Below are 26,910 nucleotides of genomic sequence, written 5' to 3' on the forward strand. Positions count from 1 at the left end.
GAAGTTAATTTGTTGTTAAAACTATTTTAAGAATTATTAATTAAACGTTTTCCTGAATTCTACTGGAGACATTTCGGTTTTACTTTTAAATAATTTATTGAATGAAGACGGATACTCAAACCCCAATTTATAGGCTATTTCACTAACTGACAGTTGAGTAGTTGTTAATTCTTGTTTTGCTTTTTCTATAAGTTTATTATGAATATGCTGTTGTGTAGACATGCCTGTTAGAGATTTTAACATGCTACTTAAGTAACTTGATGATAGATTTAATGCTGATGATATTTTTTCTACTGAAGGCAAACCAACTTCAATTAAATTATCGTTTTTAAAATAATTGTCTAAAAAGGCTTCAACTTGACTTAAAAGCTGATGATTCGTTTTGTTTCTTGTTAAAAACTGCCTTTCATAAAAACGTTCGGCATAATTTAAAAGAAGCTCTAATTGAGAAATGATTATTTTTTGGCTGAATTTATCAATGTTTGCTCGATATTCTTTTTCAATATTTTTAAAGATGTTTAGCATCATATGCTCTTCATCTTCCGAAAGAAACAACGATTCATTTATTTCATAATTAAAATAATCATAATCCTTAATACTTTTCGCTAATGTAGAGTTCCAAATAAAATCTGGGTGTATTAAAAGCAAGTAGCCCGAAGGTTTTAGCGGGCCACTTAAATTTATATTCGGGTTTCGCTCCATGCTCATAACTTGGTTGGGTGCTAAAAACGTCATTAATCCTTCATTAAAATCATATTCTTTTTGCCCGTAAAATAACTTATAAGGCACATTGCGCTTTAAACCAATGGTGTAATAGTTTTGAACTAATTTTAAGCCTTTTATATCTTCTGGAAATTGCACTTTACTAAAATCTATTAAACTGATTAGCGGATGTTTTGGTGATGGCAAGCTCGCAAAAACATGAAAATCGGATAATTTTGTTATGTGTTTTATCTTTTCCATTGTAATAACCCTAATTTGGTAGTTATAAAATTAAATATAAAATAGTTATGGTTTTACAGAAGTTTTAAAAATCAATTGAGTTAACGTATCATTTATAAAAGCAAATGCTAGACCTAACAAAATTGGTATAAAAAGACTTAAAATTGAAATGACTTGCACATGCGGATGAACGCCAAAAAATATAATTAAACCCATAAACCAAGCCGGAATATTATTTAAATACTTAATTTTTGATAAATAGGTAAGTACAGAAATAAATATAAATACAGCTATGGGAAAACCCATTTTACCCAAATAACCTCCTAACAAGCCACCAAAACTTAATATTAAAGTTCCCATAATTATTCCCGCAGATATTGGAACCAACGTTAATAATGCCGATTTAAACGATTTGCCAAATAAATAATAACTTACCCAAGCTAGAAACAATACCCAACTTGGTAAGTTAAACGAAAAAGCTAAATATGTAGCTACGGCGCCACAAATACCCATTATAATTGCAGATAAAAACTGTTTCATAATATGTAATTTTAAGCCATTCCGCCGTTTGCTCCAACACTTTGGGCAGACATCCATTTAAACTCGTTAGTTGCCAATTGTACTACTATATTTGCAACATCTGTAGGTGTTCCAAGGCGTTTAAATGCATTACTATTAGCTAGTTGATTTATTATGGTTTCCGATTTTCCTTGTAAAAACAAATCGGTTCCTGTTGGCCCTGGTAAAACGCAATTTACATTAATACCACGATGCCCAACTTCTTTTGCAAATACTTTGCTTAACTGTTCTACCGCTGCTTTGGTAGCTGAATATATGCCATACGTTGGAAAATTGGTTCGTGTAACTGTAGAGGAAATATTAATGACACTTCCGTTATCGGCTAACTTGGTTGAAGCTTCTCGCAGTGTGTTAAACACACCCTTTAAATTAATTTGTATTTGTTTTTCGAAAATAGCATCAGAAGCTTCAGAAATTAAACTGTTAAGCATAACTCCAGCGTTATTTACCAAAATATCTATTTTGCCAAAATGTGCTATACTTTGGGCAAATAATTGGTTAACATCTCCGGTTTTACTTACATCTGCTTTAACACAAATAGCCTCGCCATTAGCCTTTAAAATTGTACTAACTACTTGTTCTGCCTCAGCTTTACTTCCGGAATAATTAACCACAACTTTTGCGCCTTTTTCCGCAAACGTTTTGGCAATTTGGGCACCTATTCCTTTGGAAGAGCCTGTTATTAAAGCCACTTTTCCTTTTAAATTACTCATAATACTTTGTTTTAATTTATGTTACAAAGATGAGTTATGTGGTTGCCTTAAACTTTTCCAAATCGGCTTATTAGTTAGCCTTTTTTATTTTAAATTAAGAAGATGTAAGCTCACTTAAAACCAATTTAATTTCGCCGTAGCTATATTTATCGTTAAGCTGAAGTTTTAAATCGGACAGATTTTCGTAGGTTTTTGTAGGTAATATTTCTTTTAGCTCGTTGTAAACATCTGAAGCCATTAAATCGGTAATTTTAATTTCGCCTGAAGGAATAAATGTTGCTAAATGCCCAAAAATAGTGTTTTCGTTAAGCTCACGCTGATTCGCTATTTCGGCTATGGTTTTACCTTTTTTGAACAAATCTAAAGATTCTTTTTGGCTATCACCTTTTTGGCGTTTAGGCTTTTTAGGATCTTCTTCTAGCTCAACTTGGTTGGTAACTTCAATATCGTTTTCGTCAACAAATTTGGTAATAACCTCTAAAATTTCTTTACCATATTTATCTACTCTGGTTTTTCCCATGCCATGAATAGCCAGTAATTCTTTTTTATTTGTTGGCAATAATTCACACATTGCATATAACGATTTTTGGGTGAAAATTTGAAAATGCACTAAACCTTCTCTGTCGGCAATATCGTTTCTTAACACGCGTAAAAGCTCGAAAAGATCAATATTTACAGTACCATCAATTACTTGTTTTCGTTGTTTTTTAGGTTTTTCTTTAGCTAAAAATACAGCTTCGGTACGCAATTTTAAATAAAAGCTTACACTAAAAGCATGTGGCAATCCTTTAAAATACAATAGTTTTTCGGTTAAAAGTTCTTCTAAAGTATCAAGTTGTTTTTCAAGATCTTTTTCTATGGCTTTATTATCGGTTGTAAAATTTAAAGCTTTTAATGATGCTTCAATATTGGCTTTTGTTTGGTCGTTAAAATAAGTAACTGCTTTAGCAAAACGTTCTTGTAATGGTTCGCTAGTTTCTGGAATTTCGGTTTTTTCAATCAAGTTTTGCAATTGAACTTTAAAGCCATTACCAACTTTTAATAAATTAGTTACTGTATTTTTAATTGTAATTGCTGGTTCTTCAACTTGACCTTCAATACTCCCTCGGTTTTTATAAAAGATATCTAAAACACGATTTGTTGGGTATAAAAAGGCGTAAAAATTAAAAAGTTCGGCAATTAAATCGAGTTGAAAATCGCGTTCCGATTCTAATAAAACAGCTTCGTCTGGCTCGTTATTTGCCGCTTCTTCATTAAAATTTAAAACATGGCTATCGGTAATTATTTGTTGCGGAGAAATTTTGCTTTTTAACACCAAACCTTCTAACGATTTACACCTGCTTAAAGCCACGTAAGTTTGCCCATGGGCAAAAGCAGATTCGGCATCAATAATTGCTTTTTCAAACGTTAAACCTTGACTTTTATGTATGGTAATTGACCAAGCCAAACGTAACGGAATTTGAGAAAAACTACCAACTTTGTCTTCTGTAATTTCTTTGGTTTCGTTATTTACCGTGTATTTTATGTTTTCCCAGGTTTCTAGTTTTGTAGTAATATCGAAATTATCTTGCGGACAACGCACTACAACTTCGTCTTTATTTAAAGCAATAACTTTGCCTATTTTACCATTAAAATATTCCTTTTCTTGAGAGCTATCGTTTTTTATAAACATAACTTGAGCGCCCACTTTAAGCTCTAAAACCGAATCGTTTGGATATGCATGTTCTGGAAAATTACCTTCTACGGCTGCTTTGTATTTTTGAGATTTTCCTGTTAAATCCTTTAGCTTTTGTTCGTTGGTTGCAATAGCTTTTCGGTTGTGAGTTGTTAACGAAATATAACCGTCTTCGTCGTTTGCAATAAAATTGGGCTGATATCTTTTATTTAATTCATCGGCCGATTTTTGGGTGAGTTTATTATTCCTAATTTCATTTAAAATAGTAATAAAAACGGGGTTTTCTTGTCTGTAAATGTGTTTAAGTTCAATACTTATGGCTTTACTTTGTTGATAAGCCAAACTACTGAAGAAAAATGCATTTTTGTAATACGGTTGTAACAAATGCCACTCACTTTCTTTAATTACCGGCGAAAGCTGCTGTAAATCACCAATCATAAGTAATTGTGTGCCGCCAAACGGTAACATTTTATTTTTAAAACGGCGCAGTACTTTATCGATGCCATCGAGTAAATCGGCACGAACCATACTTATTTCGTCTATAACCAAAAGGTCGAGCGACTTAATAATATTAATTTTTGTTTTATTGAATTTTCGGCTAAACTGCGACGAACTTTGTAAATTATCGTGTGGCAAAATAGGACCAAAAGGCATTTGAAAAAACGAGTGAATAGTAACGCCTTTGGCATTTATAGCGGCCACACCCGTAGGCGCCACAACTACCATACGTTTATGGCATTCTTTTTTTAATTTATGAAGAAATGTAGTTTTACCCGTACCAGCTTTACCGGTTAAAAAGATATTACGATTGGTTTTGGTAACAAAATTCCAAGCGAGGTCGAGTTCTTTGTTTTCCTTCATGTTTAAAAAATATGTATGAAGATAACTTTAGTTTTATGAAAATGCAAGATGTAAAGCTTTTCTGAAATAAAAAACCCTGATAAATTCAGGGTTTTAAGTTTGTTATCTATTTATTTAGATCCTGACCCCGAAATTGCGGGAGGATGACAATATTATTTTTAAAGTGCCGATTTAAACTGCTCTAAAAAGCGCACATCGTTTTCGCTTAATAAACGAATATCTCCAATTTGGTGTAACAACATGGCAATACGATCGATACCCACACCAAATGCAAAACCAGAATATACTTCGGTGTCTATACCACAGTTGGTTAATACATTCGGGTCTACCATACCACAACCGCCAATTTCTAGCCAACCGGTTCCTTTAGTAATTTTGTAATCGGTTTCGGTTTCTAACCCCCAATACACATCTATTTCTGCACTTGGTTCTGTAAACGGAAAGTACGATGGGCGTAAGCGTATTTTACTTTTCCCAAACATTTCGGTTGTAAAGTGTTGTAAAGTTTGTTTTAAATCTGCAAAACTAACGTCTTTATCTATGTACAAGCCTTCAATTTGATGGAAAAAACAGTGCGAACGCGCCGAAATAGCTTCGTTTCTATACACACGACCTGGTGAAATAGTTCGAATAGGCGGTTGGTTGTTTTCCATGTAACGTACTTGTACCGAACTGGTGTGTGTACGCAATAAAATATCGGGGTTGGTTTGTATAAAAAATGTATCTTGCATGTCGCGTGCCGGATGGTATTCTGGCAAGTTTAACGCTGTAAAGTTGTGCCAATCGTCTTCAATTTCTGGACCTTCGCTTACGTTGAAACCGATACGCGAAAATATATCGATAATTTGATTTTTTACAATTGAAATAGGGTGGCGCGAACCCAATTGAACGGGTTGTCCTGGACGCGATAAATCGCCAAAAACGCCGTTTTCTTCTTCTTTACTTTCTAGAACATCTTTAAGCTCGTCTACCTTTGTTTGTGCAGTAGTTTTAAGCTTATTTATGGTTTGGCCAAATTCCTTTTTTTGCTCGTTTGCTACATTTTTAAATTCAGCAAAATAGGCGTTAAGTAATCCTTTTTTTCCGAGGTATTTAATTCGGAAATCTTCTACTTCCTCAATGGTTTCGGCTTTAAAGGCTTCGGCTTCGGCAATTAGTTCTTTTATCTTGTCAATCATAGCTATATTATCGAAATGGTTGCAAATTTAGTGATTTTTAACGCGCTGAAACAAGTTTTATTTATCTTAAATGCTTTAGTCTGCATGGTTAATTGTGGCAAAATTACATTTAAGAACGAATAAACAATGCCTTTTGCGGATGGGTTGCGTTAGGGATTGCAGCGGCATCCTTTTTTGAGGTTACGAGAAAAAGATATAGCGGAAAGCCCGACCGCGCCTTAGCGTGGTAACGCCCATTTAATTAATATATTCGGTTTCTAGAAAGTAATTTACAATGGCTTCTTTCATTAAAACGCTTTGTTCTCCAGCTTTTAGGTATGGTAACTGTTCGAGGGTTTTGTAGTGTGGCCAACCATCGTTATCTACAAAATCGAGCTCGTAATATCCATATGGCGAAAGTAATTTACATATTGCAATGTGCATGAGATCGAGCTTTTGGTCTTTTTTAAACGTGCGGTTTAATTGCCCGAGTTCTTGCACACCAATGAGGTAAATTATTGCATCTAAATCTAAAGTATCGCCATCGGCGAATTGATTGGATAGTTTTTTTACGACTTGTTCCCAGCGTTGTTTTAATTGTTCGTCTCTTGCCATTCCTTTTTTTAAAGTTTCTTGTTTCGGGTTCAAATTTAATGAATGCCTTGGTTACTTGTTGGGTTTGCACTAAAAAAGGATGGAATTTATTTTATATTTGTTGAAATTGATTTTTTATGGGCGTTATTGATATTGTTTTAGGAGCTTTAATTTTATTAGGCTTAGTTAGAGGTTTTTTAAAAGGCCTTTTTGTTGAAGTGGCTTCGCTTGTTGCTTTGGTTGCTGGTGTTTATGGCGCCATACATTTTAGTAATTTTGCTGCCGAATTTTTACAAACTAAAACAGACTGGGGAGAGAAAACCATTAATGTTACAGCATTTGCCATTACTTTTGTGGTTATTATTTTGGCTATTGCTTTGGCTGGGAAAGCGCTTACTAAACTTGCCGATTTTGCGGCTCTTGGTATTTTAAATAAACTTTTAGGCGGTGTTTTTGGTGCTTTAAAAATTGCACTTTTACTAAGTGTTATTTTAAATATTTTCGACAAATTTAATAACACCATCACCTTTATTGATGATGATGATATTGAAAACTCTATACTTTACACACCTGTAAAAAGTTTGGTGCCTTTAATTTTTCCGAAGTTAATTTCTGATGAAGCTGAGGATGATAAAATTGAGGACGACACCTTGTTGCAAGAGGCTTAACTTTTATTAAATATATACTAAAAAAGGGCAACATTATACGTTTTAATATTGCCCTTTTTTAGTGGATTTAGTTTTACTCGTAAAACTCTACAGATCCTGTTGTTATGTTATACATGGCTCCAATTATTTTTATTTCGCCATTTTTTTCCATTTCTGTTAATATTGGACTTTCTGCATGAATTCTATCTATAGTAAGCTCTACATTTTTTTTAGAAACGGTATCAACAAAATCTAGATTTTTAGAGTTACGTAAGCTTTCGTTTGTAGGTTCTGTTACAGCCTTGACCGCTGGTGTGATTTTTTCAATAAGTTTTGTTAAATTACCCATTTCGGCATGGTCGCAGGCTCCTTTTACCGCTCCACAACTTGTATGACCTAAAACTACTATAAGTTTTGTTCCGGCCAATTTACAAGCAAATTCCATGCTTCCTAAGATGTCTTCGTTAACAAAATTACCTGCAATACGTACACTAAAAATGTCGCCCAAACCTTGATCGAAAACTAACTCTGCCGATACGCGTGAATCTATACAACTTAATATTGTTGCAAAAGGAAATTGTCCTTCTTTAGTATCGTTTACTTGCTCTAAAAGGTTACGATTTGCTTTTAAGTTATTTTGGAAACGGATGTTTCCTTCCTTTAAAAATTGTAACGATTTTTCAGGCGTCATGGTTGCCTGAGTTTCTTTTGTATGTGCTTTCATGTTTTTTGTTTTCTTTAATTAATTACATTTTGTTTTACCCAATCTAAACAACTAGAAAAGGTTTTAAAAATATGATTTTTTGAAACTAAATCTGGTATTATACCTATTCGTTCCATCATATATCGGGGTTGTTCTAATACATCTACAATTAGAACATGAATGCCGTTTTTTTCTAAATCTATAAGTATATCTTCAAGCGCAAATAAACCAGATTGGTCTATGTAAGGCATTTTGCCCATTCTTATAATTACTGCTTTGGCTGTATTTGGAATTTGTTTTGCTAATTGCTGAAAATTATTAGTTGAACCAAAAAATAAAGGCCCATTTATATGCTTTATAAATACTTTTTCTGATAGGCTTTCTGGAAATTCCGCTTCGTCAGCCCATGCTTCTTCTTTTAACGCAGAGACATCGGAATGCTTTGTTGTTAAATCTCCAATTTTTTTCATGAAAATTAATGAAGCAATTACAAGACCAATACCAACAGCATAAACTAAATCCCAGAATGTTGAAAGTAACATTACCACCAACATAATAATAACTTCTGAACTTACTTTAAAAGGTCCTATTTTAACATCTCTAGGAAGACTAGGAATGGCTTTTAAACCTTTATAATCCATAACTCCTATACCAACAGTTATTAAAACACCTGCTAATACGGCTGCAGGAATTTTTGAAGCTATTGGACCTAAACCTAAAAGAATAATTAAAAGGATAACTCCTGCTATCATTCCCGATAATTTAGTTTTTCCTCCGGAATTAATATTTACTACGGTTCTAATAGTTGCTCCTGCACCAGGAATACCTCCAAAAACAGATGCAATACTATTACCAATACCTTGACCTATTAATTCTTTATTTGGTTTATGCTTGGTTTTTGTCATGTTGTCTGCAACTACAGATGTTAATAACGAATCTATAGCGCCTAATAAAGCTAAAGTAAAAGCTGTAAAAATGAATGGTTTTATATTGCTTAAACTAAACTGAGTAAACATATTTAAGTTTGGCGTAGGAATTCCTGACGGGATCTCTTCTATGGGTATGTAATTAATATTAAAAATTAATGCTATACCCGTCATTACCACCAAAGCAACCAATGTACTTGGAACTACAGAAGTTATTCTTTTAAAACCATAAATAATTAATATCGTTCCAAGTGCAAGTGCTAACTCTAAAAAATTTATATTTTTTAAGGCTCTTGGTAAAACTTTTAGTGTTCCTAAAACCCCTGACGATTCTTTTCCTGCTAAGGTTTTTGACTCTTTTAAAATATCTTCGTTTGTTATTTTATCTGCTCTGTTTACTGTTTCTTTAAAATTCTCTAGAACAAGAATACCTTCTCCTGCTTCTTCTTTTAAAATATTTTGAAGAATAATTTCTTCTGCCTGCGGTTTAAAACTATCTACAAAACTAGAGTCTTCTTTCGCATAATAACCAATAGATGGAAGTATTTGTGTTACTAAAATTATTACGCCAATTGCAGTCATAAACCCAGAAACTACCGGATAAGGAATATATCTTATATACTTACCAAAACCTAAAATCCCTAAAACAACTTGAATAATACCTGCTAGTAAAAAAATAGCTAGTATTGTAGGTAGTGCTTTATCTACATTACCATCGTTCGCAGCTAATATTGTAGCAATAACTACCATGCTAACTGCTGTCATTGGTGCTGTTGGTCCAGAAATTTGAGTATCTGTACCACCAAATAACGATGCAAAAAACGCTATAAAAATGGCTCCATACAAACCGGCACTAGGGCCTAAACCTGAAGACACACCAAAAGCTAATGCTAATGGTAACGCAACAATACCAGCTGTAACACCACCTAATAAATCGCCTTTAAAATTGGAAAATAGATTTTTCATTATTGTTTTTACTATTATATAAATTAATTTAAACCTAAACTAGATTTTGGCCTTAACTCAAAAAATTCTATAAAACTTGGTGGATTTTCTACCACACCTCTTTTTGAAATTAGTTTTATATTTATATTTCTTTCTTTAGCTTTTAAAGCAAAATCTTCTAGAATTTCAATAACATCATAATCAAGGTATCTAGTATTCATCAAATCTATTTCCAATTGCGAGTTTTCAGGAATATTATCTAACTCTTTTAAAATAGCTCCTTTATTAAAAAAGGTAACCTCTTCGGCTAGGGTCATTTTAATTTTTCCATCATTAACATCTTCACCTTCTTTATGCAAGAAATGGGAATTTTGAAAACTTTTTTGAAGGATAATAAAAATACCTACAATAAGCCCCAAACCAATACCTAATAATAAATCGCCAGTAATTACCATTGGCAAAACGGTTGCCATAAAAGGAAACCATTGTTTCCAACCTAGCTTAAACATTTGCTTGAAAGTTGAAGGTTTAGCTAATTTAAAACCTACAACAAATAAAATAGCTGCTAAAACTGAAAGTGGTATTTTATTTAATAATGTTGGGATTAAAATTACAGATATTAATAAGAAAAAACCATGTATTATAGCCGACATTTTTGATCGTCCGCCAGACTGAATATTTGCAGAACTCCTAACTATTACTTGAGTTATTGGTAAGCCGCCAATTAAACCAGAAACAATATTTCCTGTTCCTTGCGCAAATAACTCTCTATTAGTTGGCGTTACATTTTTATGCGGATCTAGCTTATCTGTAGCTTCAACACAAAGTAATGTTTCTAAAGATGCTACAAGAGCTATTGTAAAACCAGTAATCCAAACTTCTGGCTTTGTAATTACTCCAAAATTTGGAAAACTAAATTGCCCTTTAAAACTATCTAAACTATCTGGAACTGGTACAGATACTAATTGTTTACTTACAAGACCTAACGAACCATCTTTGGTAAAAACATAAAAAAGAATTCCTATTACTACAGCTACCAATGGCCCTTGAATAAGTTGAAAAATTTTTCCTTTTTTAGAAAGCACATTAGACCATAAAAGTAAAATACCTAAAGATATTAAGCCTATTAATGTGGCTCCTATACTAATGTTACCACTAATTAAAGCATTAATTGAGTTTAATAATCCTGATATTAAATTATCCCATTCTACTTTTAGAAATGCAAAATCTCCTTCAGGGTTTTTATCCATTCCGAAAAAGTAAGGAATTTGTTTTAAAATAATTATAATCCCAATACCCGTTAACATACCTTTTATTACAGATGATGGAAAAAAATATCCAATAACACCTAAGCGTAATACGCCAAATAATATTTGAATAAGACCACCAATAACTACAGCCACTAAAAAGTTTTTGTAACCTAAAGATGTTATAGCTACTAAAACTATAGCGGCTAAACCAGCTGCGGGTCCGCTAACTCCAATATTAGAGCCACTCATAGCACCAACTACAATACCTCCTATAATTCCTGCTATTAATCCTGAAAAAAGTGGAGCTCCACTTGCCAACGCAATACCTAAACATAAAGGCAGCGCTACGAAAAAAACGACAATACTTGCCGGCAAATCATTTTTAATTGTTTTAAACATAATATAAATTATTTCCCTTTACTATTTTACAAAAGCAAAGGCGGTTAAAGTTAATTTTAGATTTTTAGAAAACCTATTGCTAAATAAAAATTATACTATGCTTATTTCTGGTGGTGGTGAAATAAGGTTTAAATGTGGTTTGGGGTAATTTTTACAATAATACTCAATATGATTAAAACTGTATAATGGCTTTAAATAAGCTGGTTCTGAATCGAAATTTTGGTTTTGTAAGGTAATTTTAGATACTTCTTCCTCTTCTTCAGCAATGCTATAAAACATAGAAATATCAACAGAACTATCTATCGCAATAATTATAGTAGGAGCAGAAATAAAGCCCAAAAGCACTATAGAAAAGAATATAACAATAGATTTTTTTTTCATTTTTTAGTTTGGTTGCTACACAAATATAGCATTTCAAACCAAAAATTTAGTTATTGCTTATTTAAAATTACTTAAGCATTTTGATATCTTCTTGGATTACCCAACCCGTTTTACCATCGGCGAGCTTTATTTTTTTCCAGTTATCAAAAGTTTCAAGCACTTGTACTTTGGTACCTTCATGAAGCCTAAAAGCCTCTTCACTATTTAAGTTAGGACCACTTTTTATTTTACTTTCTTGTGCAAAAACTATAGCTGGATTATCTGTTTTATCTAAATCGAATTTATAAAATGCTAGGGTAAGTGTAATACTCATTAATATTAATGCTAAAATACTAGCTATAAAACTAATTCGTTTTCTTATGGTTGTATATGCAAAATAATATAACAGAAAAAGCACAACAAATACAAAAACAAATACAATAGCTAATTTTGCCCAAAAATCAAAAGTAAATTTGTTAGCTAAGGATTTTAGCAACTTTGATATACCTGAATCAGGAACTACATCTACCACATCTATTGTCATATTTTGCGCATAGGCTAAATTATTTTTAATATCTGTATTATCAGGATCTAACCTTAATGCTTTTTCATAATAATAAATACTTGGCGCAATATTATTTAATTTGTAATTAGCATTCCCAAGGTTAAAATATAACTCGGCAGAGTGGTTTCCAGTTTCTAAAATAGCCATGTAATCGTCTATTGCTTCTGCGTATTTACCATCGTTATACAACGCATTTGCTTTTTCGAATAAACTTTGGTTTTGACTAAAAGTAACTACCGAAATAAAAAATATTAGTATGTAAATCGTTTTCTTCATGAGATGCTTCAATTGGTTTACAACCACATTATTTTGCCTGTTTATCTATTAACGAAATGGTTTTGGCCGCCTTATCGTAATCTTCTTGCATAGTTACGTTATCTATTGGCGTGTAACGCGCTAATTCGCAATTTTGTAAAATACTATTAAAATCGGTTATAACTGTATTTTCAACTTGCTTTTCCGCAAGTAGTTCTGTTATTCTATCTTTACTTAACTCACTAGTTTCTATATGCAACTTGGCTTTTAAATAATTGTGTAGAGCCTTCTCTAAAGCTACATAAAAAGCTTCTTTTTGTCCTAAAGATTTCTTTGCGCTACTTAAGTATTTTCTAGCTAATTTATCGGCTTTTCGTATTCTATTTCCGTAAACATCGGCATCTCGCTTGGCTTTTTGCTTACCTAACACAATAGCTAATGGAATTAACAAAAATGGTAACAACAATAAATACCAAAATGTGATAGTTTTAAAAAAATGACTTTGTTTTATAGAAGAAAATGTGGTATCTGTTTTTATAAACGCAAATTGATTATCGTTATAAACAACAGCCTGTTTATTATTACTAGCCGAAGCATTTTCGTTATTATTAGAACTGTTAGAAGGACCGTTTAATACATTTATAACAATTTCTTCAGACGATAACCTTTTGTAGCTTTTAGTTTTTAAATCGAAATAAGAAAACGAAATACTTGGCATAGGATATTTGCCTTTATATTGGGGCACAACCGTGTAACTATCTGAAATACTACCTTGCATGCCTGCTAAATTTGTTTTTACATTCTCGGTATGCTCTGGCTCGTAAACCTCTAAAGAACTTGGTAAAGTTACCTTTGGTAAATTAAATAATTTTAAATTACCATTACCACTAACACGAACTTTAAGCTGTAATGATTCTGTGGCATCTAATTCAGTTTTCGATGTTGAAACATCAAATTTAAAATCGCCAACTGCTCCAGTAAAATCTGATGGCTTCCCCGCTTCTGGCAATGGCTTTACATTTATAGTTTTGTTACCAGCAGAAACAGTTCTGTTAACTCCTGTCATAAGTAATCCTCCGAAAATATTACGGCGATTTGATGGCACTGACATGGAAATATTTAACGTAAGCGGTTCTATCTTTAATTTTCCTGTTTTTTGAGGATATAAAACAGTTTTTCTTAACACTAAAAACCTATAATCTTCACCGTTATAAGTTCCATTCTGAACTTTTTGGTTTTGCGTATCAATATTTTGACTCCAGAAATCATTATATCTTGGTGTATCAACTTCATTGGTGCTTTGTACAGATACTTTTGGTGAAACGTATAATTTGTAAACTACAGTAATAGCTTCGTTTAAAAAGGGGTTAGTGTTTGAAACCTCTGCTACCAAATGAACATTTTCTGAAGCAATATAATTAGGGTCGTTAGGGTCTTTTGGGATATCTATAGCTGCTGTAACTTCAACTTTTATTGGAGTAGTTTTATAGATTTCGCCATCAATGTTTATGGTTGCTTGGTTAATTGTAAATATACCTCGACTTTTAGGAGCTAAAAAATAACTATATGTTTTTTTATAAGAACGAACACCATTCATCCAAGTATTACTAACTGATTGATTTGGTCCGCCAATTACCGTAAAGTTTGCAAAATCTGGTGGGTTAAAATTATCACCATCTTGATTCATTTCAAAATCTACACGTAAACGCTCGTTAACGCCTAGTTTTTTCTTACTTACTTTAGCTTCAAACTTTACTTGAGCCCCAGCAAATGCTGATGCTATTATAACTAATAAAACTGCTATGTAATTTTTTATCTGCATTTTTATTTAAATGAAATGCTTCGCCTTAATTGGCTTAGCATGACAATTGGTTTATATACTTCTTTATTTTTAGATGCTTCGACTGCGCTGAGCATGACATCTTAAAATTCCATTTTCAGTCTTTCGCCTTCAAAACTACCAATCTTTTTCGGTTTTTACTTTTACACCTTTTTGTTTTTCGGCGTTCATTTTTTCTTGAACCTTTTGTTCTTGATTATTCATGGCTTCTAGCAAGTTTTTAATTTGCTGCGGCGATAATTGTCCTGGTTGCGGCTTTGGCTGCTGGTTTTGCTTTTGCTCGTCGCCTTTATCTCCTTTGTCTTCTTTTTCATCTTTAGGCTTACCATCTTCATCTTTTTCATCTTCACCATCTTTTTTATCTTCTTGGTCGCCTTCGTCCTTTTTATCTTGATTCTCGTCGTTTTCGCCTTCTTTATCCTTATTTTCTTGATCTTGTTTATCCTGCTGGTCTTCGTTTTCTTTATTTTCGTCTTGCTTATCTTGATCTTGATTCTGATCTTGGTTTTGATCTTGCTGATCTTGTTGCTCTTCGGCACATTCTTTTGCTATACCAAGATTATATCTAGTTTCGTCGTCGGTTGGGTTGTTTCTTAGCGCATTTTTGTAAGCTTCAACAGCTTCTTTACACTTTTTATTTTTCATTAAAAGATTCCCAATATTATGAAACGCACGATGTTTTTCTTCTTTTGAAGTTGAAGAACTAGCCGCTTGTTGTAAACGATACAATGCTTCATCAAAATTACCGTTTTTAATATAACTTGTTCCTAAGTTATAAACACCTGCTTTTGTTGAGGCTTGTTCTGACAGTGCTTTACGATATTCCATTTCTGCGGAAACAAAATCGTCGTCATTTAACAACGCATTACCTTCATAAACATAATTATTGGCTTTTTTCATGGCCAATAATTGTGCCTTCATAGCATCATCTTCTTCTTGTGAAAAGGATACCAAAGAAATAAATATGCTTAATATTATTAATAAATGCTTCATATGTTCTTTTAAATTTAAAAAACCCATTGTTTTTGCACGTTAAAAAAATGATAAATAATTAACACGCTACACACAGTAGAATCTTAAAAATTCTCATTAAATAGATTTAATTTTTTTAACCAAGCTGTTTTTCTTTCTAAAAGGAAAACATCTAATAATAAAAAGAAAATTCCGAAACCTAAAAACCATTGAAACTGGTCTTTAAAATCGGCAAATTGTTTTGCCTCGAATTCAGTTTTATCCATGGTGTTTAAAATGTCTCTAATATTTTCAACCACGTTAGCTGTATTTTTTCCATTTATATAAGCGCCGTTTGCGGCTTCTGCTATGGCTTTTAAAGTATCTTCGTTAAGCTTGGTTATAACAGTTTCGCCTTGGTTATCTTTTTTATAATTTAAAATAACGCCATTTCTTTTCTCTGGAATTGGACCTCCTTTTACATCGCCAACACCAATTGTAAAAATTCTAATACCATCTTCGTTTGCTGCTTTCGCTATAGCTTCGGCTTCTTGTCCATGGTCTTCTCCATCAGAAATTATAATAAGTACTCGGTTGGTTTGCTCTTCATCATCAAAATACGTTGATGCTAATTTTATGGCTTCGCTTATAGCAGTTCCTTGCGACGATAACATATCGGTATTCATACCTTGTAAAAACATTTTTGCCGAGGCATAATCTGTGGTTATTGGTAATTGCGGAAATGCGGCTCCTGCGTAAGCAATTATACCTACACGGTCGCTGGCCAAATTATTTACAATTTGAGTAACTAATTGTTTCGATTTTTCTAAACGGTTTGGTGCAATATCTTCGGCCAACATACTTTTTGAAACATCGACAGCAAAAACAATATCTACGCCTTCACGCTTTACTGTTTCTAGCTTTGTACCAATTTTTGGGTTTACTAAAGCTAAGGATAAGCATAAAAAGGCTAAACTTAAAACCACAACTTTTAAAACAGTTTTAAATGTAGATTTATTCGGACTCAGTTTTTTTAGTAATGCTTTATCGGCAAACTTATTTTGGGTTCTGTATCTCCAGAATTGAAGACCTAAAAACAGAAGGATTATTACCGGAATAATAACCAACGTCCAAAACCATATTTTCTCTTCTAATTGATACATTTCTTTTTTTAGTTTACAGTTTACAATTGCAGTAAACAGTTTGTAAATTCTTTTTTAAGATTTTCGCTTTCGCGGAAAAATAAAACGGTTAAACAAAGCTTTTAAAAACGGTGTTTCGCAATAACAATTCAATCAACAACAATAATCCTGCGATTAATACTAGCGGACGAAATTTTTCTTCGTAATTGTAAAACTTAAATTCTTCTATTTCGGTTTTTTCAAGCTTATTAATTTCGTCGTAAATTTCTTCAAGTTTCTTATTATTAGTTGCTCTAAAATATTTTCCACTTGTAACTTCTGCAATTTCTTTTAACAAGGCTTCATCAATTTCAACTTGAATTCTTCCATATTGAAAATTACCCGTTCTTGGATCGATAGCAACAGGCGACAATGCCATTCCGTTAGTTCCTAACCCAATAGTGTATACTTTTATACCATATTCTAAGGCCAGTTCGCTTGCAATTTTAGGGTCGATAAACCCAGAATTGTTTACACCATCGGTTAATAAAATAATAACTTTACTAGAAGCTTTGCTATCTTTTAATCGGTTAACCGATGTGGCTAATCCCATACCAATGGCAGTTCCTCCTTCAATAATGTTATTATATTTTATGCTTCGTAACGAACGTAATACAATACTTTTATCGCTTGTAATTGGTGTTTTGGTGTAGCTTTCGCCAGCGTATTCTACTAAGCCAATACGATCGTTTGGTCTGCCTTGAATAAATTCTGAAGCTACTTTTTTAAGCGCCTCTAATCGGTTTGGTTTTAAATCTTTGGCTAGCATACTTGCCGAAACATCTATAGCCATTACAATATCTATACCTCGAGTTGTTTTGGTTTTAGAAGAAACATCAACCGTTTGTGGTCTTGCTAAAGCAGTAATTAAAAATGCTAGTGCCAATAAACGTAAAGCAAATAATACATGCTTAAATTTTGGCAATAACGAGTTTGTAACCTTAAAACCTTTTAAACTCGATATTTTAAGTTCTGCAGTTTGCTTTTTGTTTTTAAAAATATACCAAACAATAGCTAACGGTAATGCTAATAGCAACCAGAAAAATTCTTTATTTACAAACTCAATACCTTCTAACATTACTCTTGTACTTTTTTAAGTTCTATCGATTGAATTGTTCTATCTATTATTTCTGGAGCATAAGCATCATCCTTTTGATACACAAACATAATGGTTTGAACAGCTTGCTCTTCGGCAAACATTAAAATTTGATACTCATAAGACATCTCTTTCCCTGATATTTTATTTTTACCAATCATACTTCCAGAAGCTTTTAACCCTTTTGAATTATCGAGAGCTAACGTAATTTCTTCCTTCTTAACCACGATATCTTTAGCGCCTTCATTTTCAATTAGCTTAAGAGATTCCTCTATAAAATAATTTAGAAAAAACTCTTTCTTTTCTTCCTCATTATAATTATTTAGCTGTTCTGCTAATTGTTCGTCTTGAGAAAAAAGAGCAACTAAATCTTCTCCTTTTACTGCTACAGATCGTACTGCTATATAAAACCTATCTAGCATACTACCATAATAAAACATGTCGTTTTTGCTAGTTTTTTCTTTTTTATCTTCCGGTTTATCTTCTTCCTTTTTTGAATTAACTAGTAATACTTTATGACGCTGTAAAACTTTAGGTGTTGTAATTTTTATAGGAGGTAAACCATAGTCGCTAGTAACCCATTCTCCCTCTAAAAGTTCTTTTGTAGGGTGACCAACTATTGTGTCTTTCACATAACCAACGCCATATTTTATTGAAAAACCTATTAAGGTTGCTATTAATAAAAACACAGCTATACCCACTGTTAACCATATTTTTTGGCGTTTCTTTTTACGCTCTTGTTCTTCGCGATATTGTTGGTCTAAAAGCTTTTCTTCTTCGGTTGGTTCTGGTAAAGCTTCTTTTACATGATCTATTTCTACATCAATCGTATTTCTATCTAGCTTTGCTAACTCAACATCTGGTGCAGATTTTGCAAATTTCACTAAATCAGCACGTTTTAAAATGCTTTCTAGGTTTTTAATGTCGTCATTACTTAAATCTACCTGATTACCTTGTTTAAGTATTTTAAGTCTATCTATCAATTCGTCTGTTGTGCTTTCTAGAGCGCGATCGTAAACTTTTTCATCTAAATATTTACGAATAATAAAGGTTAAATCGGAATAATAATCTTTTAAATTTTCGTGCTCTAAATAGTGGCTTTCGTCTAGTTTTTTAAGTGCTAATTTAGCACGCCCGTAAGGCGGTAATAATGCAATTTGCTCAGCTTCGGTTAATGGTTTTTTACGCCAAATAAACCAATATAAAAGTGCTGCAATAACAGCTATAACTAACAATACAATAAGAGCTGTTTTCCACCAATCGCTGCTACTTTTTTCAACTTCAATAATTGGTTTTATATCGTATAAGCCTTGTTTTGTTGTATCTACCGCAACATTAAAAACCTCAACTTGTAACGAATCGGTAAAAAAGGTTTTATCTGCAATAATTATTTTTTGCTTTGGTATGGTGTATTTACCCGAATCGAATTGTGTTAATCCGTATTTTTTTACCAAGTTATACTTATCGGTCTTTTTTAAAGTATCAATTGGGTAAGATTCAATAACTTCTAATGGTGAAAATGATTGCCCTTCTGGGAAAACCACCAAATTTGTAGTATCGGTTTCTACTTCAACTTTAAATGTGATTTGTTCTCCTATTTTTATTGAGGTTGAATCGATTGACGATTTTACTTGAGCATTCAAGAAAAAAGTGAACAGAAAAAAGAACAAAGAAAATACAAGTATTTTAGATTGTTTTGATTTAATATTCATCATTAGTAATTCGTATTTCATCATTCGTTTATCCTCTTCGTTTAAAATAGCCTAGTAACTTTTTTACATAGCTTTCGTCTACACGGCAATCCATACTTCCTGCACCCGATTTATTGAAGCTATCTTTGTAATAGTCGACTTTTTCTCTATAAAATTTCGCGTAATTCTGTCTTACTTTTTTTGATGATGTGTTTACCAACATAAGCTCGCCCGTTTCTTCGTCTTGCATTTGTACAACACCTAAATTTGGTATGTCTTCTTCGCGGGCATCGTAAACTCGTATACCAGTAACGTCGTGTTTACCGGCTACAATTTTCATGGTGTGATGATAATCGTCTGCAATAAAATCGGACAGCACAAACACAATAGCTTTCTTTTTCATTACACTTGATAAAAAACGTAATGCTTCAGCAACATTGGTTTGTTTACTTTCCGGTTGAAACTCTATAAGTTCTCGTATAATACGCAATACATGCGAGCGTCCTTTTTTAGGCGGAATAAACAATTCTACTTGATCTGAAAATAAAATCAGGCCTATTTTATCGTTGTTTTGTGTTGCTGAAAAGGCTAAAGTTGCTGCAATTTCGGTAACTACTTCGTTTTTAAATTGCTGGTTTGTACCAAACATTTCGGAACCAGAAACATCTACCATTAGCATCATGGTAAGTTCGCGCTCTTCTTCAAAAACTTTTATGTAAGGCTCGTTATAACGTGCGGTAACATTCCAATCTATATTTCGTACATCGTCTCCAAATTGATACTGGCGAACTTCAGAAAAAGTCATACCACGACCTTTGAAAGTCGAGTGATATTCGCCTCCAAAAATATGATCAGACAAACGGCGTGTCTTAATCTCAATTTTTCGTACTTTTTTTAGTAATTCTTTAGTATCCATCTATTCAGTAAACAGTTTTCAGTCGCAGTATTCAGTTATCACAAACTATTTATACAGTATTCAGAATTATAGTAAGCAACTGCAAACTGCTACTGAACACTGTAAACTATTTTTATGGCACTTCAATCTCGTTTACTATTTTGTTTATAATGTCTACAGAAGTTACATTTTCGGCTTCGGCTTCGTAAGTAATACCTATTCTGTGACGTAACACATCGTAAACAACCGCACGAACATCTTCTGGAATTACATAACCTCTACGTTTAATAAATGCGTAACATTTTGCAGCAGTAGCTAAATTTATACTACCACGAGGCGATGCACCAAATGAAATTAATGGTTTTAAATCGGCAAGTCTATATTTTTCTGGATAACGTGTTGCAAAGATGATATCTAGAATGTATTTTTCAATTTTCTCGTCCATATAAACCTCACGAACAGCTTGTTGAGCTCTTAAAATAGTGTCTGTTGAAATTACAGATTGTACTTTTTCCCAAGCACCTTTTAAGTTAGCACGCATAATTAGCTGCTCCTCGTCAAGTTTGGGATAATCGATAACAGTTTTAAGCATAAAACGGTCTACCTGTGCTTCTGGCAAAGGGTAAGTTCCTTCTTGCTCTACGGGGTTTTGTGTTGCCATTACTAAAAACGGCTTATCTAACGGGAAGGTTTCATCGCCAATAGTTACTTGTTTTTCTTGCATCGCTTCAAGTAATGCTGCTTGTACTTTTGCTGGCGCACGGTTAATCTCGTCGGCAAGTACGAAGTTTGCAAAAATAGGTCCTTTTTTAATAGAAAAATCATTATCCTTCATATTATAAATAAGGGTTCCTGTAACATCGGCAGGTAATAAATCTGGTGTAAACTGTATACGGCTAAATGTGCCATCTACAGCTTGCGACAAGGTGTTAATAGATAAAGTTTTTGCTAAACCCGGCACACCTTCAAGTAAAATGTGGCCACGCCCTAACAAACCAATAAGTAATCGTTCTACCATGTGTTTTTGTCCAACAATTACTTTGTTCATTTCTAACATTAGTAAGTCTACAAAAGCACTTTCTTTTTCAATTTTCTCGTTAATGGTCTTAATATCAATAGTACCTGTTTCTTCCATCATTTTTTAATTTTATTAAAAGCACGAATATAATGCCCTAATTTGAGCATTGCAAATTGTTAAAATTTTTCTTTGGTAGCTGTTAAAGAATGGTTAAAAAACATAGCTAAAACCGCTTGTGTAAAGGTTTAACGAATAATTATGATAAGTAAATCATAAATAAACGGCTTTTAATTCTTTTAATGAAAGGATTACATGCAAACAAACTTTTTACATCCGAGTTGTTTTAAGTATTTTTATAAATGATTAAATAAATATATAAATGAAAAAAACAGCCCTAATTACTGGCGCAACTAGCGGTATTGGAGAGGCAACCGCCTACGAATTTGCAAAACAAGGTTTAAATATTATTATTTGTGGCCGACGTTTAGAACGCTTAAACACCATGAAAAAAGCGCTATCTAAACTAACATATGTACATATTTTAAATTTTGATGTACGCGATAAAGAAGCCACTTACAATGCTATTAACAATTTGCCTGATAAATTTAAACAAATAGATATTTTAATAAACAATGCTGGTAACGCCCATGGCTTAGACCCTATTAACGAAGGTAATACTGATGATTGGGATGCCATGATGGATATAAACGTTAAAGGTTTGCTTTATGTTAGTAAAGCTATTATACCTCAAATGACTGAACGTAAATCTGGCCATATTATAAATATTGGCTCTTCGGCAGGAAAAGAGGTTTACCCTAAAGGCAATGTGTATTGCGCTACCAAACATGCCGTTTTAGCCATTACAGAAGGTATGCGTATTGATTTAAACCCGCATAACATAAAAGTTAGTGCTGTAAACCCGGGGCTTGTAGAAACCGAATTTTCTAAAGTGCGTTTTAAAGGCGGCGACCAAGCCAACCATGTTTACAAAGGTTTTAAAGCCTTGCAAGCTAAAGATATTGCCGAAATATTACACTTTGTAATTTCCAGACCCAACCACGTAAATATTGCAGATCTTTTAGTATTTCCAACAGCACAAGCTAACAGTGTAACCGTTAAAAAGGAGTTTTAAATGATTAATAAACGCCTTCTTATTAAACATTTGCTAGCTCACAACGACGAAAATAGTTTTTACGATAAAAAACTAAAAATAGACATTAGCGAAAAAGAAGGTAAAGCCAAATTTTTAAAACACATTTGTGCACTATCAAACAGTAACCCCAAAAACAACTCTTATATTGTTATTGGTGTAAAAGATGAAAATAATGCCATTATTGGAGTAGATTTTTTTGATGATAGTAAAATTCAAAATTTAATAAACGCCTATTTAAGTCACCCACCAATTGTACAATACGAAAACATACCGTTTCCTCATTTACCACACGACAAAGTAGTAGGTTTAGTTACCATTCGCCCAACAGGAACCATTACTTCACTCAGAAAAAACATTTGGAAATATTACGGTGGCTCTGTATTTTTTAGAGACGGTAGCATGAGCATGCCTAAAGTTTTTGATATTGAAATTAAAGACGTGAATTCTGAGCTTGTTGCTGCTATTGAAAAAAACTCGCAAAATAATATAGAACACACACTTGATGGTGTTATGGAGTTTATGAACGCCCGTACAGATTATACCCCACAGTACAAAGTATTTAAAGAGTATTTTGTTGTGTGTTGGGCCGGACAAAAAAAAGTTGTAAACGATGAAGTATTTTTCTCGAGAGTAGATATAGAATTAATTAATGAACAAGTAAAACTATTTTTTTCGGCTTTAGATGAGGTTTCCATTTTTTATGATGAAAACAGTTTTAAGATAATAGAGTATGTGCGCTTAGGACTTCAAGATTCTTATAAATATTATCAATTAGAAGAAACTATAATAAACTTTCAAGACAATGCCAGTTATAATATTGAAACTACTTTACTCTTCCAACCCCCGCAATTCGATAAAAAAATACTTTTTCATATTTATAATAATAACAATGCTTTATTAGAAAAATTAAAAAAAGGCTTATCGCTAACGCCTCGAGAAGAAGCCGATTTAAAAAACTTACCTTCGGCATACCTTATCTGTTATTTAAACCTATTTCATGAAGCCGTTAACAAACTTCATGAAGCAAAACCTTACTTAAAAAAACATAGTAACGAAATTTACAATTACTACAAAGAATCAGTTAGAATTTTAAGAAAAGTTAAGTATAGCTAAACAGGGGAAAAAACCCTTTTTAAAATAAGGAAAACACATATTTTTTTAAGTGTTTTTACGCTTTATATATTATAACTTATTACATTACTTTGTGATATAAAATTATTTAAATTTATAACCCAAACGATAACATGACATCATAAATATGTAAAAATTGCTATTAATCAGTTCTTAGAAAAATCTTGCTTAATCTTGTTTTTAAGTAAGATTTTTCGTTTGAATAAATTGTGAAATTTTAATATTGATGCATCTACAGTTTAAATACGACAAAAATACTAGGCTTTTAATATTAAAACCGAAATACTTACCTTTTAACCTTTATTTAATGCAAAAACACTTTTAGTACTTAAAAAAAAATTGCAAATTTGTTATGCTATTAATCTTAAACAAACCTTGTGCTCCAAATCGATTTTAGAAAAAGAGTCAAGGTTTTTTTTATGCCTTAAATATTAGTTTATCTAATATCTAAGTTTTATTTCAAGATCTTCAGAAAAAGTATTAATAAATTTCTCAAATCGCAAATTTCAAATAACCCTATCATTATTTAGACTAATAAAAAAATGGTTACTATAAATAATAACCATTTTTAAACTAAAGCTTTACTAGCAATTATTTTCCACCATCTAATTGATCTTGCCAATCTAACAATTCTTGCCACTTACCTTCGTAAGCTAATTTTGCTTGTTTTGGCCATGTTCCTGGTTTATGCATTTTAAAACGATCACCTCCACTTGTTAAAACTTCTTGACATTTTTCTACGCTACATTCTGATAAAGCTTTCCATGTTTTAACATCATGGTTATGAAATAAACCTTGAATTTTAGGACCAATACCTTCTACCACAGTTAAATCATCTTGTTTTATTTTTTTACCAAAAACGGCCTTGGCAGCATCCGCATCAAAAGGAATCAAAGCTACCGCAGGTGCTGTTAAAGATGCTGCTAAACTTAGGTTTTCCGCTTTTACTGTTTTTAAGTTTTCTTCTAGATCTAAAACAGAACTCTTAGATAAGCTTAAGTCTGATTCTAAATTCATTTTAGATGCCTTACACGCTTTTAAGTCTGCTTCAAGCTTCTCTATATCTGCTGCATTAATTTTTCCTGCGCCAGTTAACCTGCCCAATAAATAACCTAAAAGAGCACAAATAAGGCCTACTAATAATGGGATTAATATACACCAATTCATAATTCTATATTTTAATTTTTTAGTTAATTGTAATTACTGTTCTTCTATTTTTTGCTCGACCTTCTTCGGTATTATTACTTGCAATAGGATCTGTTTGCCCTTTCGAAGAAGCTTCAATATTATCGCTTAAAATACCATTGCTCACCAAATAAGACTTTGCAAAATCTGCACGACCTTGTCCTAGATTTAAATTAGTTTGTGCATTTCCTGTATTATCGGTATGCCCAACAACTAATATTTTAACTCCAAGTTTATCAACACAATGTGAAATATCTGCTATTTTTTGGCGTTGTTCAGGTGTTAAATTTATTTGAGCTTGCCCTGTCTTAAAATAAAGCACAATAGGATTTTTTCTAATAGAATCGCAAGACGCTAGCAACTTTTCATCAACCTCATCTGGACTATGCGTTAATATATTAAATGACATAGGACCAAATAAAGTATTAGCACCATCTGGTACAATAACGTCGTTTAGCTTACCATATGTATCCAATTGTTTTGATGGAATACCATGTGTAACAAAATAGTTTTTAACACTATTAGCACGAGCTAATCCTAAATTAGGAAAAGCAGAGTTATTGGTTTCATCGCTTTTGTAAAAGCCAGTAATGTTTACTGTTTTTAAAGGATTTTTTAATAAAAAATCTTTCAGTTTAGAAACGCCAGAAATTACTTTAGGCGACACAGAATCTAAAATTGAAAAAGACGATGTTTTAAAATTAAAATTATCGTTAACATTAAGTTTAAAATCTCCGTTTGGTTCTGTAATAGCAAATGCATTGCGGGTTACAGTAATAACATTGGGATTTGCTTCTGCATTGGTTATAACTTTAGTGGGCTCTGTTTCTTCTTTCGGACAACAATAGCAACTATCGCATAAATAGCAATACAATAAAGTACCAATAATAATTGTGAGCAAAATACCCAAAAGGTAAGTTGTTTTTTTACTCATGTAGTTGTGTTTTAAATTATTCGCATTCAATATATTAAAAAAAATTAACATTTTTTAACATTATTTAGAAACATTCAACTTTAAAAAGTCACTTAATTTAAGTTCAACTCTATTTCATTCTCTTTAATAATTGTTATGCATAAACTAGATAAAATAAATTATTAACTTTAAACTGTAAAAACCTGATAATTAAAATGAAGCTAATAAAACCTTTTCTAATAATTGTATTATTTATATTTAGCTGTAAAACGGACACAAAACACCTTAACAAAGATGTTAATATTCCTGAGCCTAAAGTTGAATTTTCAATAGCAATACATGGTGGGGCAGGAACTATAAAACCTGAAAACCTATCTGAAGAAAAACGTGTTGCTTACGAACAAAAATTAGAAGAAGCTATTTTAGTAGGTTATAACATTTTAAAAAAAGGAGGAACAAGCTTAGATGCTGTTCAAAACACCATTAATGTACTGGAAGACTCACCGCTTTTTAATGCAGGTAAAGGTGCCGTTTATACTCATGATGAATATAACGAACACGACGCTTCTATTATGGATGGCAAAACCTTAAATGCTGGTGCTAGTACAGGAACCAGAACAGTTAAAAATCCTATAAATTTAGCGCGTATAGTCATGGATAAATCGCCTCATGTAATGCTTTCGGGCAAAGGTGCAGAAATATTTGCTACAGAACACGGACTTAATATTGTTGAACCAAGTTATTTTGCAACTAAAAGCAGATTAGAATCCTTAAAAAGGATAAAGAACAATGAAGTATCTACTTTTTATAACGAAGACATAAAAAATTCCAAATTTGGAACAGTTGGCTGTGTAGCCCTAGATAAACACGGTAATCTAGCCGCAGGAACTTCATCCGGAGGAATGACCAACAAACGCTGGGGACGAATTGGAGATTCTCCAATTATTGGAGCTGGAACTTACGCCAACAATAACACTTGCGCTGTATCTTGTACCGGGTGGGGCGAATATTTTATAAGAGGAATGGTTGCACACGACATTTCTGCACTTATGGACTATAAAAACTTAAGTTTAGAAGAGGCAAGTAAAATCGTAATTCAAGAAAAACTACCAAATATTGGTAACAAAAAAGGCAGTGGAGGTATAATTGCTGTTGATAAGTTAGGAAACATTTCTTTTCAGTTTAACACAGCAGGCATGTACAGAGCCTCTATTAACAGTGAAGGCAAACTTTATGTTGGTATTTTTAAAAACGATTAATACTAGAAATAAACATAGCATTGTAC

General features: G+C 32.5%; 24 protein-coding genes. 4 read left to right on the top strand and 20 right to left on the bottom strand.

Annotated elements, in window-relative coordinates; genetic code table 11:
* Positions 1 to 36: 36 nt before the first annotated feature.
* The 6 genes from LG649_RS04730 to LG649_RS04755 all read right to left on the bottom strand — a co-directional run bounded on the left by LG649_RS04730 (position 37) and on the right by LG649_RS04755 (position 6,542).
* Positions 37 to 963: a helix-turn-helix domain-containing protein gene (locus LG649_RS04730; protein ID WP_226541591.1), complete on the bottom strand. Its 927-nt coding sequence runs from the start codon at positions 961 to 963 to the stop codon at positions 37 to 39.
* A 45-nt stretch (positions 964 to 1,008) separates the two neighbouring features.
* Entirely contained in the window at positions 1,009 to 1,482 is a 474-nt protein-coding gene (locus LG649_RS04735) for a DUF1097 domain-containing protein (protein ID WP_226541593.1), read from the bottom strand.
* 11 nt (positions 1,483 to 1,493) lie between these two features.
* Entirely contained in the window at positions 1,494 to 2,234 is a 741-nt protein-coding gene (locus tag LG649_RS04740; RefSeq protein WP_226541595.1) for an SDR family oxidoreductase, read from the bottom strand.
* A 94-nt stretch (positions 2,235 to 2,328) separates the two neighbouring features.
* Positions 2,329 to 4,770 carry a helix-turn-helix domain-containing protein gene (locus LG649_RS04745; RefSeq protein WP_226541597.1) on the bottom strand — a complete coding sequence of 814 codons (2,442 nt, stop codon included), beginning with the start codon at positions 4,768 to 4,770 and terminating at the stop codon, positions 2,329 to 2,331.
* Between the two features lie 158 nt (positions 4,771 to 4,928).
* On the bottom strand, positions 4,929 to 5,948 hold the full coding sequence (gene pheS, locus LG649_RS04750; protein ID WP_044631460.1) for a phenylalanine--tRNA ligase subunit alpha: 1,020 nt from the start codon (positions 5,946 to 5,948) through the stop codon (positions 4,929 to 4,931).
* A gap of 237 nt (positions 5,949 to 6,185) precedes the next feature.
* Positions 6,186 to 6,542 (bottom strand): hypothetical protein, encoded by a 357-nt coding sequence (locus LG649_RS04755; protein ID WP_226542545.1) that lies wholly within the window; start codon positions 6,540 to 6,542, stop codon positions 6,186 to 6,188.
* A gap of 116 nt (positions 6,543 to 6,658) precedes the next feature.
* On the opposite strand from LG649_RS04755, the gene LG649_RS04760 reads away from it, so the two are divergent.
* The gene (locus LG649_RS04760; protein WP_226541599.1) at positions 6,659 to 7,189 is read left to right on the top strand and encodes a CvpA family protein; all 531 of its coding nucleotides are present in this window, start codon (positions 6,659 to 6,661) and stop codon (positions 7,187 to 7,189) included.
* A 73-nt stretch (positions 7,190 to 7,262) separates the two neighbouring features.
* Here LG649_RS04760 and LG649_RS04765 read toward each other — a convergent pair whose 3' ends face one another.
* The 12 genes from LG649_RS04765 to LG649_RS04820 form a co-directional block, all read right to left on the bottom strand.
* Positions 7,263 to 7,892, bottom strand: a complete 630-nt coding sequence (locus LG649_RS04765) for a carbonic anhydrase family protein (protein WP_226541601.1) — start codon at positions 7,890 to 7,892, stop codon at positions 7,263 to 7,265.
* Positions 7,893 to 7,906: 14 nt separating this feature from the next.
* A complete protein-coding gene (locus LG649_RS04770) occupies positions 7,907 to 9,763 on the bottom strand; it encodes a SulP family inorganic anion transporter (RefSeq protein ID WP_226541603.1) in 1,857 nt (618 codons plus the stop codon).
* A gap of 23 nt (positions 9,764 to 9,786) precedes the next feature.
* Entirely contained in the window at positions 9,787 to 11,391 is a 1,605-nt protein-coding gene (locus LG649_RS04775; protein ID WP_226541606.1) for a SulP family inorganic anion transporter, read from the bottom strand.
* Positions 11,392 to 11,481: 90 nt separating this feature from the next.
* On the bottom strand, positions 11,482 to 11,772 hold the full coding sequence (locus LG649_RS04780) for a hypothetical protein (RefSeq protein ID WP_226541611.1): 291 nt from the start codon (positions 11,770 to 11,772) through the stop codon (positions 11,482 to 11,484).
* A gap of 67 nt (positions 11,773 to 11,839) precedes the next feature.
* A complete protein-coding gene (locus tag LG649_RS04785; RefSeq protein WP_226541613.1) occupies positions 11,840 to 12,592 on the bottom strand; it encodes a tetratricopeptide repeat protein in 753 nt (250 codons plus the stop codon).
* Positions 12,593 to 12,620: 28 nt separating this feature from the next.
* On the bottom strand, positions 12,621 to 14,393 hold the full coding sequence (locus LG649_RS04790) for a BatD family protein (protein WP_226541616.1): 1,773 nt from the start codon (positions 14,391 to 14,393) through the stop codon (positions 12,621 to 12,623).
* A gap of 135 nt (positions 14,394 to 14,528) precedes the next feature.
* Complete coding sequence (locus LG649_RS04795; protein WP_226541619.1) at positions 14,529 to 15,404, bottom strand: tetratricopeptide repeat protein; 876 nt, start codon at positions 15,402 to 15,404, stop codon at positions 14,529 to 14,531.
* Between the two features lie 83 nt (positions 15,405 to 15,487).
* The gene (locus tag LG649_RS04800) at positions 15,488 to 16,525 is read right to left on the bottom strand and encodes a vWA domain-containing protein (protein ID WP_226541622.1); all 1,038 of its coding nucleotides are present in this window, start codon (positions 16,523 to 16,525) and stop codon (positions 15,488 to 15,490) included.
* An 88-nt stretch (positions 16,526 to 16,613) separates the two neighbouring features.
* On the bottom strand, positions 16,614 to 17,621 hold the full coding sequence (locus LG649_RS04805) for a vWA domain-containing protein (RefSeq protein ID WP_226541624.1): 1,008 nt from the start codon (positions 17,619 to 17,621) through the stop codon (positions 16,614 to 16,616).
* The gene (locus LG649_RS04810; RefSeq protein ID WP_394371902.1) at positions 17,621 to 19,372 is read right to left on the bottom strand and encodes a BatD family protein; all 1,752 of its coding nucleotides are present in this window, start codon (positions 19,370 to 19,372) and stop codon (positions 17,621 to 17,623) included. The genes LG649_RS04805 and LG649_RS04810 overlap by 1 nt, the downstream gene beginning before the upstream one ends.
* A gap of 7 nt (positions 19,373 to 19,379) precedes the next feature.
* Entirely contained in the window at positions 19,380 to 20,246 is an 867-nt protein-coding gene (locus tag LG649_RS04815; protein WP_226541628.1) for a DUF58 domain-containing protein, read from the bottom strand.
* Between the two features lie 112 nt (positions 20,247 to 20,358).
* Positions 20,359 to 21,360 (bottom strand): AAA family ATPase, encoded by a 1,002-nt coding sequence (locus LG649_RS04820; protein WP_044631449.1) that lies wholly within the window; start codon positions 21,358 to 21,360, stop codon positions 20,359 to 20,361.
* Positions 21,361 to 21,622: 262 nt separating this feature from the next.
* Here LG649_RS04820 and LG649_RS04825 point away from each other — a divergent pair, with 262 nt between their 5' ends.
* Together LG649_RS04825 and LG649_RS04830 are read left to right on the top strand one after the other, a co-directional pair.
* Positions 21,623 to 22,375, top strand: a complete 753-nt coding sequence (locus tag LG649_RS04825) for an SDR family NAD(P)-dependent oxidoreductase (protein WP_226541640.1) — start codon at positions 21,623 to 21,625, stop codon at positions 22,373 to 22,375.
* Complete coding sequence (locus LG649_RS04830; RefSeq protein WP_226541643.1) at positions 22,376 to 23,509, top strand: ATP-binding protein; 1,134 nt, start codon at positions 22,376 to 22,378, stop codon at positions 23,507 to 23,509. It abuts the gene before it with no gap.
* Between the two features lie 609 nt (positions 23,510 to 24,118).
* On the opposite strand, the gene LG649_RS04835 is transcribed toward LG649_RS04830, so the two are convergent.
* Entirely contained in the window at positions 24,119 to 24,694 is a 576-nt protein-coding gene (locus LG649_RS04835) for a hypothetical protein (protein WP_226541646.1), read from the bottom strand.
* Between the two features lie 19 nt (positions 24,695 to 24,713).
* A complete protein-coding gene (locus LG649_RS04840) occupies positions 24,714 to 25,646 on the bottom strand; it encodes an OmpA family protein (RefSeq protein WP_226541648.1) in 933 nt (310 codons plus the stop codon).
* A gap of 194 nt (positions 25,647 to 25,840) precedes the next feature.
* On the opposite strand from LG649_RS04840, the gene LG649_RS04845 reads away from it, so the two are divergent.
* A complete protein-coding gene (locus LG649_RS04845; protein WP_226541651.1) occupies positions 25,841 to 26,884 on the top strand; it encodes an isoaspartyl peptidase/L-asparaginase family protein in 1,044 nt (347 codons plus the stop codon).
* Positions 26,885 to 26,910 lie beyond the last annotated feature (26 nt).

The organism is Neotamlana laminarinivorans (assembly GCF_020523925.1).
In the GTDB taxonomy this organism is placed as follows: domain Bacteria; phylum Bacteroidota; class Bacteroidia; order Flavobacteriales; family Flavobacteriaceae; genus Neotamlana; species Neotamlana laminarinivorans.